This is a genomic window from Streptomyces sp. NPDC091292 (assembly GCF_044757265.1).
GTDB lineage: Bacteria > Actinomycetota > Actinomycetes > Streptomycetales > Streptomycetaceae > Streptomyces.
Genome location: NZ_JBIVUQ010000010.1, coordinates 112,401 through 127,971 on the forward strand (window position 1 = coordinate 112,401; position 15,571 = coordinate 127,971).

The window sequence follows — 15,571 nt, forward strand, 5'->3', positions numbered from 1 at the left end:
GTGGGGCCATGGTGCCGCCACCGTAGACAGCGCTTTCCCCCGGCTGATAGGGCATGTCCATGACTCCATCGCGTCGCACCTTCCTTCTCGCCGCCTCGCTGACCGCCTCCGGAGCCCCCTTCGCACTCGCCCCCGTCGCATCGGCCGCGGAAAGCGCCTCCACGGCGGCCGATGACGCGTACGACACGCTCCGCGCCCGCTGGCTGGATCTCGCCCTCGGCACCGGCTACGACGCGAGCGCCGAACCGTACGCGTCGCGCCTGAAGAACACCGGCGACCTCGCGCGCGGCTTCCGCTCCACCATGGCGCCCGCCGCCCGCTCGCTGTGGCCCCAGTACCCGTTCGACCCGCCGAGCGGCATCACCCAGAGCTACAGCAGGCTGTGGACGATGACCCAGGCGTACGTCCAGGACGGCACCGGATCCACCGGCGACGCGGACCTGCTCGCGGACATCCTGCGCGGCCTCGACCACGTCGGCGCCACCGTCTACAACCCGTCCACCACGCGCTACGGCAACTGGTGGGAGTGGCAGATCGGCAGCCCCCGCCTCCTCATGGACATCGTCGCGGCCCTCCACGACACGCTCACCCCCGCCCAGCGCGATGCCGCCTGCGCCGCCGTCGACCACTTCGTCCCCGACGCCATGCTCCGCGACTACTCCGGCACCTCGACCGGCGCCAACCGCGTCGACCTCTGCCGCTCGGTCGCCCTGCGCGGCATCAACGGCCGCGCCCCCGAGAAGATCGCCCTCGCCCGCGACGCGCTCTCACCGGTCTTCCCGTACGTCACGTCAGGCGACGGCCTCTACGCCGACGGCTCGTTCATCCAGCACACCTGGGTCGCCTACTCCGGCACCTACGGACAGGTCATGCTCGACGGCCTCGGCCGGCTCTTCGCGCTGCTCGCCGGGTCCGACTGGGAGGTCACCGACCCCGGCAAGCAGATCATCCTCGACAGCGTCGAACACGCCTACGCCCCGCTGATCGTCGACGGCCTCGTGATGGACAGCGTCAACGGCCGCGCCATCAGCCGGGGTTACCTCAAGAGCGACGACCGCCAGGTGATGCGCAGCGACCACTTCCACGGCCAGGGCATCATCGCCGCCATGGCGCTCCTCGCGGGCGGCGCGAGCCCCGCCGAACGGGACCGCTGGTACGGCAGGATCAAGGGCTGGATCGAACGGGACACCGTCACCCCGATCCTCTCCGGCGACCAGTTCGGCGTCGGCGACCTGTCCCGGCTGCACGCGGTCGCCGCCTCCGCCGTCCCGGCCGCGCCCGAACCCGTCGGGCACCAGTTGTTCGCCGCGATGGACCGCGCCGTGCACCGCCGACCCGCCTTCGCCGCCGGGCTGTCCATGGCGTCGGAGCGGATCTCCGCGTACGAGTGCGGCAACGGCGAGAACCCGCGCGGCTGGCACACCGGCGCCGGAATGCTCTACTGGTGGCCGTCGGGCCGCCCCAGCGACCAGTACACGGACTGGTTCTGGCCCACCGTCGACTGGTACCGGCTGCCCGGCACCACCGTCTCGACCAAGCGGCTCGCCGACCGCGCGGGCGGCGAGTGGGGCGCCCCGAAACCCGCCGTCCAGTGGGTCGGCGGCACCACCGACGGCGAGTTCGCGGCCGTCGGACAGCACCTCAAGGGCCTCGGCTCCACCCTCCAGGCCCGCAAGTCGTGGTTCTTCGCGGACGACGCCGTGATCTGCCTCGGCGCGGGCATCACGGCCACCGACGGGGTGCCCGTCGAGACGGTCGTCGACAACCGCAACCTCGGCGGCGACGGCGGCGAACCGGCCTTCACCACGGACGGCCGCTCCCGCCCCCGCTGGGCCCACCTCGCAGGGCACGGCGGCTGGGTGCTGCCCGGCGGCGCGGCGCTGCGCACCCTGCGCGAGGACCGCACCGGCGCCTGGTCCGACATCAACACCACCAGCTCCACCGAGCGCCGCACCCGCCGCTGGCAGACCCTCTGGCTCGACCACGGCACCGACCCCACCGACGCCGCGTACGCCTATCTCGTCCTGCCCGGGGCGTCCCGCCGCGCCGTCGCGGCCCGCGCCGCCGACCGGCACTGGCTGTCGGTCCTCGCCAACGATTCCCGCGCACAAGGAGTGAGCATTCACTCGCTCGGCGTCACCGCCGTGAACTTCTGGCAGGCCGGTACGGCGGGCCCGCTCACCTCAACGGCTCCCGCGAGCGTCCTGGTGCGCGGCCGGGGCCGTACCGCTACCCTGCACATCGCCGAACCGCCGAGGACCGGGCAGCCCCTGGAGATCGTCTGGCGCCGTCCGGTACGCCGGGTCGTCGCCCACGACCCCTCCGTCGAGGTGGTCTCCACCGGCCGTGAGCTGCGGCTGCGCATCACCCCGGGAACCGCCTGCGCGACCCACCGCTGCGAGGTGACACTCCGGTGAACCCCGTCTGACCCCCCAGTGACCCCTTTGTAAGGACCCCACAAGCCGAACCGGTCCTGAGCCGTCGGTTCGGCTGCATGGCGGAACAGTTCTGTTCGGGGTTACCAGGAAAACGGGCCGGAGACTGTACGGAGTCGACGGCCTGTTTTTCTTGGTGGACTTCGTATGGTCGCTACATGACCGTTTTGGACGAGACCGACTCGGGTTCCCCGGGGTCCGGCGACGAGCCCACCGACGCGCGCGGGCGCGTGGCCGAGCTGCACGCGATCCGTGAGCTGGCGCTGCGGGGGCCCAGCGAGAAGGCGACCGAGGCGCAGCACGCCAAGGGCAAGCTGACCTCGCGGGAGCGCATCGAGCTGCTGCTCGACCCGGGCTCGTTCAACGAGGTCGAGCAGTTGCGCCGGCATCGCGCCAGCGGATTCGGCCTGGAGGCCAAGAAGCCGTACACCGACGGTGTGATCACCGGCTGGGGCACGGTCGACGGCCGGACCGTCTTCGTCTACGCGCACGACTTCCGGATCTTCGGAGGCGCCCTCGGTGAGGCGCACGCCACCAAGATCCACAAGATCATGGACATGGCCATCGCGGCCGGTGCCCCGCTGGTCTCCCTCAACGACGGCGCCGGCGCCCGTATCCAGGAAGGCGTCAGCGCCCTCGCGGGCTACGGCGGCATCTTCCAGCGCAACACCAGGGCCTCGGGCGTCATCCCGCAGATCTCGGTGATGCTCGGCCCGTGCGCGGGCGGCGCGGCCTACAGCCCCGCCCTCACGGACTTCGTGTTCATGGTCCGGGACACCTCGCAGATGTTCATCACCGGGCCCGACGTGGTCAAGGCGGTCACCGGCGAGGAGATCACCCAGAACGGCCTCGGCGGCGCCGATGTGCACGCCGAGACCTCGGGCGTCGCGCACTTCGCGTACGACGACGAGGAGACCTGCATCGCCGAAGTGCGGTACCTGCTCTCGATGTTGCCGCAGAACAACCGCGAGAACCCGCCGCACGCCGCGTCCGAGGACCCGGCGGACCGCCGCTCCGACGTCCTGCTCGACCTGGTGCCCGCCGACGGCAACCGGCCCTACGACATGGCCAAGGTCATCGAGGAGCTCGTCGACGACGGCGATCACCTGGAGGTCCACGAGCGCTGGGCCCGCAACATCATCTGCGCCCTGGCCCGCCTCGACGGCCAGGTGGTCGGCATCGTCGCCAACCAGCCGCAGACCCTCGCGGGCGTACTGGACATCGAGGCGAGTGAGAAAGCTGCGCGCTTTGTCCAGATGTGCGACGCTTTCAATATCCCCATCGTGACGCTGCTGGACGTCCCCGGGTTCCTCCCGGGCGTCGACCAGGAGCACGGCGGAATCATCCGGCACGGCGCCAAGCTGCTGTACGCGTACTGCAACGCCACCGTGCCCAGGATCTCGCTGATCCTCCGCAAGGCGTACGGAGGTGCCTACATCGTCATGGACTCCCAGTCGATCGGGGCCGACCTCACCTACGCCTGGCCGACCAACGAGATCGCGGTGATGGGCGCCGACGGTGCCGCCAACGTCATCTTCCGCCGGCAGATCGCCGAGGCCACCGACCCCGACGCGATGCGTACGCGCATGGTCAAGGAGTACAAGGCCGAGCTGATGCACCCCTACTACGCGGCCGAGCGCGGACTGGTGGACGACGTCATCGATCCCGCCGAGACCCGCGAGATCCTCATCCGCTCGCTGGCGATGCTGCGCACCAAGCACGCGGACCTGCCCTCGCGCAAGCACGGAAACCCGCCGCAGTGACCCTGCGGACCTCCCCTCCTCGTGACGGAGACCCTGACTCATGAGTACTTCAGACACTCCCGCTCCCGGCCAGGACGACGTCCTGAGGGTCGAGAAGGGACACGCAGAGCCGGAGGAACTCGCCGCCATCACGGCGGTCCTGCTGGCCCGCGCCGCCGCCCGCCCCGAGCCCGCGGCACCGCACCGGGGCCGCACCAAGGCGGGTTGGCGCCGTCTGGAGCGCGAACCCGGCTTCCGGGCGCCCCACAGCTGGCGCTGACACACCAGTACCGGTAACCGGAAAGGTCCCCTCACCCAATCGGGTGAGGGGACCTTTCTGCTGACCGGAGGGACCGCTACCGCAGACGCGCCATCAGTGCGTGCTCCACCAGCGTGATCAGCGTCGACTTGGCGTCGGCGCGGTGCCGGGCGTCCGTCGTGATGATCGGGGCGTCGGGGCCGATCTGCAACGCCTCACGGACCTCGTCCGGGGTGTACGGCTGGCTGCCGTCGAAGCCGTTGAGGGCGACGACGAAGGGGAGACCCGAGTTCTCGAAGTAGTCGACCGCGGGGAAGCAGTCCGCGAGACGGCGGGTGTCGACGAGGACGACGGCGCCGATCGCGCCGCGTACCAGGTCGTCCCACATGAACCAGAACCGGTCCTGTCCGGGCGTACCGAACAGGTACAGGATCAGGTCCTGGTCCAGGGTGATACGGCCGAAGTCCATGGCCACCGTGGTGGTGGTCTTGTCCCCGGTGTGGGTCAGGTCGTCGATACCGGCCGACGCCGATGTCATGACGGCCTCGGTACGCAGCGGGTTGATCTCCGAGACCGCGCCTACAAACGTGGTCTTGCCCACGCCGAAGCCCCCCGCCACCACGATCTTCGCGCTGGTGGTCGACCGGGCGGATCCGCCGCTAGAGCTTGCGAAGTCCACTGAGCACCCTTTCGAGCAATGTCACATCTGGCTGGCCGCCGGCGGTCTCGTCGCCGCCGGGCTGATGGATGGCGACCAGGCCCGCCTCCGCCAAGTCGGCGACGAGGATCCTGGCCACACCGAGAGGGATGGTCAGCAGAGCCGAGATCTCGGCCACCGACTTGATCTCCCGGCACAGATTGCAGATCCGCTGATGCTCGGGCAACTGGCCCTGGAGCTGATGCGGCTGTGCGGTGGTGTGCACCAGCGCCTCGATGGCGAGCTGGTACCGCGGCCTGGTGCGACCGCCCGTCATGGCGTACGGGCGCACCAGGGGATTGCTGGCCGAACCGGCGGGCGCCGGTTCGGGGACCCGCCGGTGCGGCTGCACCGGCTGGATCCGTGGCGCGTGCGGCTGGTCGTACGGGCTCGGTTGCTGCGGCTGCTGCGGGTAGGGGGAGCGCCGGTGTCCTGGCGTGGAGGGGAAGTTGTACCGGTTGCGTCCGTTGTCGCCCTGGCCCTGGCCGTAGGGCCAGGCGCCTGATGAACCGTCCGGGGGTGTTGTCACTTCTTCCTCCTCCGACTGTGCCGGGCACCCATCCCTGTGGAGCCGCGTTCCGAAACCTTACGGCCACGCGGCGCGAAATCGCACCGCTGTCTGCTAGTTGAGAAGGCTTCCCTGAAGCTCCGCGCGGAGGTCCGGGGTGAGAACGGTGCCCGCACGGTCGACGAGAAGGGCCATCTCGTACCCCACGAGACCGATGTCCGCGTCGGGATGTGCGAGAACCGCGAGCGAGGAACCGTCGGAGATGGACATGATGAACAGGAATCCCCGCTCCATCTCCACAACGGTCTGATTCACGCTGCCGCCCTCGAAGATGCGCGACGCGCCCGCGGTCAGTGAGGTCAGGCCGGAGGCGACGGCGGCGAGTTGGTCGGCGCGGTCACGGGGGAAGCCTTCGGACATCGCCAGAAGGAGTCCGTCGGCGGAGACCACCACCGTGTGCGACACCCCGGGGGTGTTGTCCACGAAGTTGGTGATCAACCAGTTCAGGTTCTGTGCCGCCTGGCTCATCGGGCTCACACTAACGCTCCTGGTTGTAGGTGCTTCCAGGACCACTGTGGTGATTCCCAGTGGCCTGGCCGTTCTGGTCACTTCCTGCCTTGTCACGCCCCCGCTGGACTCCCCGGCGCAGATTGCTCAGCCTGCCCCGGACGTCCTCGGGAGCGCGGGAGACCGAGGGGCCGCCCTGCGGGGTCTGCTCTGCGGCGCCCTCCACGAGATTCGCCTTGGGCACCCGTCGCGGCAGACCGGACGAGGTGACCCCGCCCGCCTTGGGCTTACGGAGCTGCTCGGCGCGCTGCCACCGCTGGTCGTTGGCCGAGCGCCAGTCCGGGACACCGTTGCCGTCGGCAGTGGGCGGGGCCTGCTCCGCACTCTGCTGACCGCTGTCGTCCTGATCGGTGGCCGTCGGCCATTGCTGACCACCGGTGGGGGAGCCTCCGCCCGCCGCGGCGGAGCCACGGCGCGGGAGACCGGCATCGGTCAGTGTATGACCGGAGCTGGGCGCTGGCCCCTGACGGTCGAAGCCTACGCGGTCGGGATCAGCCGCGTCAGCGGACCGTACAGATTCCGGATTCTGTTCGTATTCGCTCGGGAACGAGTCCGCGTAGCCCTCCTGCGGCTGCCACTCGTCCTGGTGAGGCTGGGCGTCGTAACCGCCGTACGGCTCCTCGGCGATGCCCGGAAGATCCTGCTGGGGCGCCTCCGCATAGGTGGGTTCCTGATAGCCGTGCGAGGACTGGAAGAACGGGTCGTCGTAGCCGGCCCGGGACGCCTCGGCGTAACTGGGCTGCTGCGTACCGTCGTAGCCGTCCTGGCCCGCCGTCCCGTACGCGCCCTGCTGCGGCTCGTCGTAGGCGACCTGCCCGTCGTACGCCGTCTGCTGCGGGTACGCGGCCTGAGGATCGGCGTAGCCCGCCGGTACGTCCTGACCGGTGGCGTCGCCGTACAGGTCCTGTGCGTCCCCGGTGCCGGTCTGGGCCTCCAGGGCGGCGCGGCGCTCCTCGCGCATCAGGGAGCGGCCCACCGGGTCCAGTTCCCTTATGTCGTCGGGGACATCGGTGTAGCGGCTGTCGTCGAAGCCGAGTTCCGCGGCCGTCCGCATCGGACCCGGCGTTCCGTAGCCGCCCTGTTCCGGGACGATCTGCGTGACGGCGAACTCCGACATCGCGGACAGGTCGTCGTCGGGGAGCTGCTGCTGCTCGCCACCGCCGCCGTGCGTGATCGCGTCCGGGAGCATGACAAGGGAGGTCGTGCCCGCCTGCTCGCCCGAGGGCCGCAGCTGGACCCGGATGCCGTGCCGGTCGGCGAGGCGGCCGACCACGAACAGGCCCATGCGCTGGGAGATCGCGGCGTCCACGGTCGGCGGGTTGGCCAGCTTGTGGTTGATGTCCGCGAAGTCCTCGGCGGTCAGGCCGATGCCCTTGTCGTGGATCTCGATCATGATCCGGCCGTCGGGCAGCCGGGTCGCGGTGACGCGGACCTTGGTCTGCGGCGACGAGAACGTGGTGGCGTTCTCCAGGAGTTCGGAGAGCAGGTGCACGAGGTCGGTCACCGCGCGGCCGTGGATCTCGGCCTCCGGGACGCCGGACAGCTCGATGCGCTCGTACTGCTCGACCTCGGACGACGCGGCGCGCAACACGTCGACCAGGGGCACCGGCTGGTCCCAGCGGCGGCCCGGCTCCTCGCCGGCGAGGACGAGAAGGTTCTCGCCGTTGCGGCGCATCCGGGTCGCGAGGTGGTCCAGACGGAAGAGGTTCTCCAACTGGTCCGGCTCGGCCTCGTTGTTCTCCAGATCGGTGATCAGGGTGAGCTGACCCTCGATGAGGGACTGGTTGCGGCGCGACAGATTGGTGAAGATCGCGTTGATGTTGCCCCGCAGCATGGCCTGCTCGGAGGCGAGCCGGACCGCCTCGCGGTGGACCTGGTCGAAGGCGCGGGCGACCTCGCCGATCTCGTCCGTGGAGCTGATCGGGATGGGCTGCACCCGGGTGTCGACGCGGCCCGGCTCGGTGCGCGAGAGCTGGTCGACCAGCATCGGCAGCCGCTGCTCGGCGACCCCGAAGGCCGCGTTGCGGAGCTGGCGCATCGACCGGCTCATCTGGCGGGCCATGAGTCCGGCCAGGAGGAAGGCGGCGAGCAGCGCGACGACGACGACCGCACCGGTGATGAAGGTGTCCCGCTTCGCGGTGTTCGCGATGTCGCCCGCCTCGCTCACCGCCTTGTCCGCGAGGTCGGACTCGATGGAGCGGTAGCCGTTGAACTTGAGCGTGTTGACCGCCCACCAGTTCTCGGGCGTGATGCCCTCCTGGGCCAGGGCGACCCGGGCGCTCGGCTGGGTGCTCGGCAGCGCGGACATCTTCGCGACCATGTCCGGGATGGCCGGCGGCGGCACATAGCTCTCGCCCTTGGCCTTCGCGGCGTCCGCCGCCGCCGTCGCCTGCGCGGCGCCGTCGGCCTCGATCTTCTTGGTGACCTCTTCGAGCTTGGCGACATCGGCGGGCGTGCCACCGCCGACGTACTCCTGTACGGCGATGTTCTCCAGATACGCGTACGAGCTGAGCGCGATGCGCTGCCGGGCCAGGCTCGACGCGTCGGGCCCCGGCTTGATCAGCAGGTGCATGCCGACGGACCGCTCCAGCGACAGGGCGGCCTTGGAGAGCGAGACGGCGTAGACCGTACGGCCGTAGCTGGTGATGTTTCCGGTGCCGAGGCCGAGTTCGTTGGCGAACTCCATCAGCGGGTGCTGGACACCGACGTAGCCCTCTTCGGTCTTCACTCCGTCGAGCTTCGCGGTGTACGCGGCGGCGCGGAGGTCCGCGAGGCCCGGCTCGACCTTGCGGAAGCCCTCCAGACGCCGCTGGAGGCCCGGCTTGTCCGGCATGTTCCGGGCGGCGGCGTCGAAGATCCCGGCGGCCCTGTCGGTGGCCGCGCGCGCCTTGACGACGGCCGGGTCGTCCTTCTTGCCCTGGAGGAGCGGCGCTGCGGTGACGTCCCGTTCGTCGATGAGCGCGTTGGCGTAGGTCAGGGACGCCTGCACCAGGACGGCGGTGTTCTCCGCGTCCTCCGCCTCGCGCCAGGTGTCTATCGAGCCCTTGACCTGGAAGCCGCCCATCACCAGACCGACGACCACGGGGATGAGCAGGATCGCGTTCAGCCTGGTCGGCACGCGCCAGTTGCGCGGGGAGAGGCGTCCGCCTCTCGGTGAGGGGATCGTGACCGGCTCGGGTCCGGGCACGTTCGAGGGTGGAGCAGCCGCTCGGGGCGGCGGGGTGAAGTTGCCCCGCGCCGAGGGCTCGGGACTGTTCTTGCTTCGCCTCACTCGACCAACAACCTCTCGGCGTCGGCACCAATCCTTGTGCCGCATTGTCTCCAGGCTGCCCCTACCTACTGGGCAGTTCAGCGCATTCCAGCACGTCAGGCAGTGGTGTTCCAAACAGTCGGAAGCGTTGGTTCCGCCTCCGCGGGGGCCCAGATAAAACGGTCATAAAGAGCGAGCCCCGCCAAATGGCGGGGCTCTTGTGGCGCAGCGGCACCGCATGACCGCGACGCGTGGCTAAGGCGCCACAATTCTCTGTCGAAATGTTATGAACACTGTGACCGGCCGTGTCAAACGACACAGCCGGTTCCAGTCCGGCTACGACAACTGCCGTACACCGAGGCATGTTTGGTACTACCGCAGCCGTGCCATCAGAGCGTGCTCGACCAGCGTGATCAGCGCACTCTTCGCATCCGCACGGTGTCGGGCGTCCGTCGTGATGATCGGGGCGTCCGGACCGATCTGCAACGCCTCACGCACCTCGTCGGGCGTGTAGGGCTGATGTCCGTCGAAGCCGTTGAGCGCGATGACGAACGGAAGTCCGGAGTTCTCGAAGTAGTCGACCGCGGGGAAGCAGTCTGCGAGGCGGCGGGTGTCGACGAGGACGACGGCGCCGATCGCGCCGCGTACCAGGTCGTCCCACATGAACCAGAACCGGTCCTGTCCGGGCGTACCGAACAGGTACAGGATCAGGTCCTGGTCCAGGGTGATACGGCCGAAGTCCATGGCCACCGTGGTGGTGGTCTTGTCCCCGGTGTGGGTCAGGTCGTCGATACCCGCGCTCGCGGACGTCATGACGGCCTCGGTACGCAGCGGGTTGATCTCCGAGACCGCGCCGACGAACGTGGTCTTGCCCACGCCGAAACCGCCGGCCACCACGATCTTCGCGGAGGTCGTCGAGCGCCCGCCTCCGTCAGAGCTTGCGAAGTCCACTGAGCACCCTTTCGAGCAGTGTCACGTCCGGCTGACCGCCGGCATTCTCGTCGCCGCCGGGCTGGTGGATGGCGACGAGCCCGGCCTCCGCCAGGTCGGCGACCAGGATCCGGGCCACCCCGAGAGGCATCGACAGCAGGGCCGACACCTCCGCCACCGACTTCACCTCGCGGCACAGGTGGCAGATGCGCTGGTGCTCCGGGAGCAACCCCATGAGCTGGGCCGGGTCGGCTGTCGTGCTCACCAGAGCTTCGATGGCCAGTTGATACCGCGGCCGGGTCCGGCCGCCGGTCATCGCGTACGGACGCACCAGCGGCTGGTCGCCTTCCGGACCGTACGGCGCGTGGTGAGAGGCTCCGTACGGATCGTGAGAGGCGGTGGGCGGGGTCATGAATCCTCCGGGCGGGACAGCAAATGGTCTGCGTGCCGTCTGACAGAGCCGGTGGGGGGCGTCGATATGTGGCGGCCGGACGGTGAGGTGGTGCGTACGGTCGTTGTACGGCGGTTCTGTGCAGGACGGTTCTGGGTGAGGAGGTTCTGTGTAAGGCGGTTCAGTGTCGGCGGGTTTCGGAGTAAGAAGGGACAACTACAGGAACTGGTGGGACGGACGGCGTACGGGCGATGCACGGGCGGGCGGATCAGTGGAGCAGGCTTCCCTGGAGTTCGGCGCGCAGGTCCGGGGTGAGGACCGCACCCGCGCGGTCGACCAGGAGCGCCATCTCGTAGCCGACGAGGCCGATGTCGCACTCGGGGTGCGCGAGCACGGCCAGCGACGAGCCGTCCGAGACCGACATGATGAAGAGGAAGCCGCGCTCCATCTCCACCACCGTCTGGTTGACGGTCCCGCCCTCGAAGATGCGGGACGCGCCCGCCGTCAGCGAGGTCAGTCCGGACGCGACCGCGGCGAGTTGATCGGCGCGGTCGCGCGGGAAGCCTTCGGACATCGCCAGTAGGAGTCCGTCGGCGGAGACCACCACCGTGTGCGACACCCCGGGGGTGTTGTCCACGAAGTTGGTGATCAACCAGTTCAGGTTCTGTGCCGCCTGGCTCATCGGGCTCAACTAACGCTCCTGTTGGTGAGTGGGGCGGGGATAGCTGCCGGTCGACGGGCCGGTACCGGCCTGCCGACCCTGCTGGATGCCCCTGCGGAGATTGGTCAGCCGCCCGCGTACGTCGTCGGGCGCACGCGAGACCTGCGGACCGGCCTGGTGCTGTTGTTGCTGAGCCGTGCCGGCGACGAGGTTCGCGCGCGGCACCCGTCGCGGCAGCCCCGAGGTGGTGACGCCGCCCGCTGAGGGCTGACGTACACGCTCGGCCTGCCGGACGAGTTCGTCGTTGGGTGAGGTCCGCCACGAGCCGGTACCCGCACCGTTCGTACCGCCCTGCGCCGCCGGAGCGGGCGTGGCCGGACGGGGCGGCAGGGGCGCGCGGTTCTGCTCGGGGGCGGCCTGCGGAGGCTGCGGGGCGGCCGGGGCGGGCGTGGCCGGCGACGGCGCGGCCGGTTCGGGGGCGCGCTCGGCGCGCTGGCCTCGGAACCAGTCCGTCTCCAGCGTGTCGAAGAGCGGGGTCCGTCCGTCACCGGGACCGGCCGGCGGCAGCGCGTCGGGCTCCGGCTGACGCGGCGGCTGTACGGGGCCGCCGCCGGGCCGCTGGAGCGGCTGACGCTGCTGGTTGCCGGTGTCCCACGCGCCCTGACCCGGACCGGACTGACCGAGGCCGGACTGACCGAGGCCGGACTGACCGGGACCCGACTGGCCCTGGCCGCCTTGGCTCTGACCGCCCTGGCTGTAACCGTCCTGCTGGTAACCGCCTTGCTGGTAACCGCCTTGCTGGTAACCGCCCTGACCCTGGCCGTGGCTGCTCAGGCCCGGACCACCCGGGGGCCGGGCGCCGTTGACCGGGGGCCGCTCGAACTGGCCCGTGGACGAGCCGTCCTGGCGTCCCTGCGGCCGGTTGTCGTAGCCCGGCATCGCGAACTGGCCGGTGCCGGAAGGGTCCTGGCCGCCGAACACGTCGGAGCGGACGAACTGCCCGGGGTTCTGGCCGGGGTTGTGGCCCGCGTTCGGACCGGCGCCGTACCCGGAGTTCTGACCCGGGCGGGGCGCGTTGTAGTCGGGCCGCGCGAACTCCGAGGTGGAGCCGGGGCCCTGACGGTCGTCGAAGGCGGGGAACTGCTGGGTGGAGTCCGGCTCCTCGTGGCCGCGCGGGGCGTCCATCGGGTTGCGCGGGACCGGCGGCTGGGCGTTGTCGTCGCTCCAGCTCGGCAGCCGGGGCTGCGGGTTGCCGCCCGGCAGCTCGGCGCGCGGACCACCGCGCGGCGGAAGCTGCGGCCGGCGCCCCCGGTCACCGGAACCGTCCTGCCCCTGACCCTGACCCGGACCCTGGCCTGCGCCCTGACCCGCGCCTTGAGCGGGCCGGAAGTCGTTGCCGCCGGCCGTACCGCGACCGGACTGGACACCGTCGAATCCGCCGCCGGGGCGTCCGGCGCCGGACATCCCCGTACCCGCGGCCTGGAGGCCACCCGGACCCGCCGGGGCCTGGCCGAAGGCGCCGGCGCCCGCCGGAGCGGGCCGGCCCTGCGCGGTCGGGGGAGCGGGCGGACCGCCGAAGGCGCCGCCCTGCTGGCCGCCCTGGCCGCCGTCCCTGCTGGGCAGCGCGGCACGGGGGCCCGTGACCCCGGCGCCGAGCCGGCCTGCGGGCGCGGGAGCGCCGCCCACCGCCGGGTTGCCCGGCGCACCGGGACCGACCCCGCGACGCGCCGCCGCGGCACCGGCCGCGACCTGCGCGGCGGCCGGGCCACCGACCGGACCGGGACCACCGGGCTTGCCGGGGATCTTCTTGCCGCCCTGGGCGACGTCGACGGGCAGCATGACCAGCGCGGTCGTGCCGCCCGAGTCGGACGGGCGGAGCTGGATACGGATGCCGTGGCGCTGCGACAGGCGGCCGACCACGAACAGACCCATGCGGCGGGAGACCGACACGTCCACGGTCGGCGGCGAGGCGAGACGTTCGTTGATCGCCGCGAGGTCCTCGGGCGAGAGGCCGATACCGGTGTCGTGGATCTCGATCAGCACCCGGCCGTCCGGCAGGGCGTGACCGGTGACCTTCACCTTGGTCTGCGGCGACGAGAAGGAGGTGGCGTTCTCCAGCAGCTCGGCGAGCAGGTGCACGAGGTCGTTGACGACGCGTCCCGCGACCTCGGTCGACGGTACGGCCGACAGTTCGATGCGCTCGTACTGCTCCACCTCGGACGCGGCGGCGCGCAACACGTCGACCAGCGGGACCGGGCGGGTCCAGCGGCGGCCCGGCTCCTCACCGGCGAGGACGAGAAGGTTCTCGCCGTTCCGGCGCATACGGGTCGCGAGGTGGTCGAGCTTGAACAGCGAGGAGAGCTGGTCCGGGTCGGCCTCGCGGGACTCCAGCTCGGAGATGAGCGACAACTGACGCTGGATGAGGCCCTGGGAGCGGCGGGAGAGGTTGGTGAACATCGCGTTGACGTTGCCCCGCAGCAGCGCCTGCTCGGCGGCGAGGCGGACGGCCTCGCGGTGCACGTCGTCGAAGGCCGCGGCCACCTGGCCGATCTCGTCCCGGGAGTGCACACCGACCGACTCGACGGAGGTGTCGACGTCCTGCGGGTCCGCCTCCGAGAGCTGCTTGACCAGCTCGGGCAGCCGGTCCTGGGCGACCTTGGTGGCCGTGTCCTGGAGGCGCCGCAGCGAGCGGATCATGGAGCGGGCCACCACGAAGGCGCCGACGAGCGAGACACCGAGGACGACCAGGATCAAGGCACCGGAGATGATCGCGCCGCGCTCGGACTCGTTGCGCAGCTCGCGGGCCTTCTGCTCCATCTCGTTGAGCAGCGTCAGCTCGATGGTGGACATCGCCTGGATCTTGGTGGAGTCCGCGTCGATCCAGTCCTTGTACGAGCGCTTCTCCCGGGACTTCATCCCGTTCTCCTGGAGCAGCACCCGCTGGGCGTACGTCGACGCGTCCTTGATCGTCGGGTTGCCGTCGTCGATCGGCTTGAGCAGTTCGGCGGCGCCGGTCCCGTAGATGCCCTTGAAGCTGCCGAGTTGCGAGTCCTCCTTGCCGAACGCGTTGAGCGCGTACCGGCGGTCGGTCTCCGAGAGCTTGCCGACGTCCGTGTTGTTCGGCGGGAGGGCCGCCGCGATGACGGCGCGCTGCACGGACGCGTACTCCTTGGCGGACGAGAACGCCGCCAGGGCGCGGGTGCGCTGGATCATCTCGGGGTTGCTGGTCGCCTGCGCCATGTCCTGCGAGAGCGCGAGGAGTTGCTCGATGAGCTGGCTGTAGGCGTCGACGGTCTGCGAGGAGGACGACGGGTCCTTGTACGCCTCCTCGCGGATGCCCTTGAGGTTGGCGAGCTGCCCGGAGATCGTGAGGATGCTGGTGCGCACGCCGAGGATGCCCTCGCGGTCACCGGCGTCGTCGATCTGCTGGGTGCCTTCGAGGAAGGACTGACGGGCCCGGTCGGTGCGCTCACGGGGGCCCTTGACGTCGAAGTCGTCGGGCTTGGCACCGTGCGCCAGCGGGCCCGCGGACTTGTCGCGCTCGTCCTGGAGCGCCACCGCAAGCTCGGTCGCCTGCTTGGTCATGTCCGTCAGCAGCTTCATGTTGTCGAGCTGCTGGATGTCGTCCATGGACTGGCTGATGCGCAGCGCGCCGAGCGACGTCGCCGCCACCACGGGGAGCGCGAGCAGCGAGACCAGACGGGTGGAGATACGCCAGTTGCGCAGCAGTATTCGTGAGCCGGGGCCGGTCGGGGCCTTCGGCTTCGCCTTGGGGGGCGGGGGTGCGCTCACGCCTGCGCCGGACGGGCGCGGGGCGCCGTCACCACGGTCACCGGGAGAGCCGGAAGATACGGGTCCGGGGTTCTGGGCGTGCTGGGGCGAGGAGCCACGGTCGGTCCCGCCGCGCGGCTCCGGCTCCGCCGCAGCGCTGCCATCCCTCTTGAAACGTCCCTGCACTAGCGTCGCAACCTCTGGACCAGGCGCCCCTCCGCGTACGGCGGGACGGTGTCGGCGTCAACAGGGCGCTGCCGCGCCCCTGTGGTGGTCGTGAGTGACCGGCGCTGCTCCCCCTTTCCCACCGCCGCTCGGCGCTGCGTTGCGCCCCTGCGCGCCGGTTCCATCCCGCGGCGG

The 15,571-nt window shown here is 70.6% G+C and carries 11 protein-coding genes; 3 read left to right on the forward strand and 8 right to left on the reverse strand.

The window, feature by feature from the left end; all coding sequences use genetic code 11:
• Positions 1-53 precede the first annotated feature (53 nt).
• From ACIQNU_RS25765 to ACIQNU_RS25775, 3 genes are all read left to right on the forward strand, one after another.
• The gene (locus ACIQNU_RS25765) at positions 54-2,417 is read left to right on the forward strand and encodes a polysaccharide lyase 8 family protein (RefSeq protein ID WP_401370754.1); all 2,364 of its coding nucleotides are present in this window, start codon (positions 54-56) and stop codon (positions 2,415-2,417) included.
• A 176-nt stretch (positions 2,418-2,593) separates the two neighbouring features.
• Complete coding sequence (locus ACIQNU_RS25770) at positions 2,594-4,198, forward strand: acyl-CoA carboxylase subunit beta (RefSeq protein WP_401370756.1); 1,605 nt, start codon at positions 2,594-2,596, stop codon at positions 4,196-4,198.
• A gap of 40 nt (positions 4,199-4,238) precedes the next feature.
• Positions 4,239-4,457, forward strand: coding sequence for an acyl-CoA carboxylase subunit epsilon (locus ACIQNU_RS25775; protein WP_401370758.1), 219 nt, complete (start codon positions 4,239-4,241; stop codon positions 4,455-4,457).
• A 76-nt stretch (positions 4,458-4,533) separates the two neighbouring features.
• On the opposite strand, the gene ACIQNU_RS25780 is transcribed toward ACIQNU_RS25775, so the two are convergent.
• The 8 genes from ACIQNU_RS25780 to ACIQNU_RS25815 form a co-directional block, all read right to left on the reverse strand.
• Positions 4,534-5,115 carry a GTP-binding protein gene (locus tag ACIQNU_RS25780; protein ID WP_401370760.1) on the reverse strand — a complete coding sequence of 194 codons (582 nt, stop codon included), beginning with the start codon at positions 5,113-5,115 and terminating at the stop codon, positions 4,534-4,536.
• Positions 5,096-5,662 (reverse strand): DUF742 domain-containing protein, encoded by a 567-nt coding sequence (locus ACIQNU_RS25785; RefSeq protein WP_401370763.1) that lies wholly within the window; start codon positions 5,660-5,662, stop codon positions 5,096-5,098. The genes ACIQNU_RS25780 and ACIQNU_RS25785 overlap by 20 nt, the downstream gene beginning before the upstream one ends.
• Before the next feature lie 93 nt (positions 5,663-5,755).
• Positions 5,756-6,169: a roadblock/LC7 domain-containing protein gene (locus ACIQNU_RS25790; protein ID WP_037791334.1), complete on the reverse strand. Its 414-nt coding sequence runs from the start codon at positions 6,167-6,169 to the stop codon at positions 5,756-5,758.
• Positions 6,170-6,179: 10 nt separating this feature from the next.
• Complete coding sequence (locus ACIQNU_RS25795) at positions 6,180-9,479, reverse strand: nitrate- and nitrite sensing domain-containing protein (RefSeq protein ID WP_401370766.1); 3,300 nt, start codon at positions 9,477-9,479, stop codon at positions 6,180-6,182.
• A gap of 351 nt (positions 9,480-9,830) precedes the next feature.
• Positions 9,831-10,409, reverse strand: a complete 579-nt coding sequence (locus tag ACIQNU_RS25800; RefSeq protein WP_389894166.1) for an ATP/GTP-binding protein — start codon at positions 10,407-10,409, stop codon at positions 9,831-9,833.
• Complete coding sequence (locus ACIQNU_RS25805) at positions 10,390-10,800, reverse strand: DUF742 domain-containing protein (RefSeq protein ID WP_399340624.1); 411 nt, start codon at positions 10,798-10,800, stop codon at positions 10,390-10,392. The genes ACIQNU_RS25800 and ACIQNU_RS25805 overlap by 20 nt, the downstream gene beginning before the upstream one ends.
• 247 nt (positions 10,801-11,047) lie before the next feature.
• Positions 11,048-11,461, reverse strand: a complete 414-nt coding sequence (locus tag ACIQNU_RS25810; protein WP_363149602.1) for a roadblock/LC7 domain-containing protein — start codon at positions 11,459-11,461, stop codon at positions 11,048-11,050.
• Positions 11,462-11,470: 9 nt separating this feature from the next.
• Positions 11,471-15,397: a nitrate- and nitrite sensing domain-containing protein gene (locus tag ACIQNU_RS25815; RefSeq protein ID WP_401370769.1), complete on the reverse strand. Its 3,927-nt coding sequence runs from the start codon at positions 15,395-15,397 to the stop codon at positions 11,471-11,473.
• Between the last annotated feature and the right edge of the window lie 174 nt (positions 15,398-15,571).

Excerpts from the sequence above, each read along its gene's own strand:
- ACIQNU_RS25775 (WP_401370758.1), top strand. The coding sequence starts at position 4,239 with ATGAGTACTTCAGACACTCCCGCTCCCGGCCAGGACGACGTCCTGAGG.
- ACIQNU_RS25790 (WP_037791334.1), bottom strand. The coding sequence starts at position 6,169 with ATGAGCCAGGCGGCACAGAACCTGAACTGGTTGATCACCAACTTCGTG.
- ACIQNU_RS25765 (WP_401370754.1), top strand. The coding sequence starts at position 54 with ATGTCCATGACTCCATCGCGTCGCACCTTCCTTCTCGCCGCCTCGCTG.
- ACIQNU_RS25810 (WP_363149602.1), bottom strand. The coding sequence starts at position 11,461 with ATGAGCCAGGCGGCACAGAACCTGAACTGGTTGATCACCAACTTCGTG.
- ACIQNU_RS25805 (WP_399340624.1), bottom strand. The coding sequence starts at position 10,800 with ATGACCCCGCCCACCGCCTCTCACGATCCGTACGGAGCCTCTCACCAC.
- ACIQNU_RS25770 (WP_401370756.1), top strand. The coding sequence starts at position 2,594 with ATGACCGTTTTGGACGAGACCGACTCGGGTTCCCCGGGGTCCGGCGAC.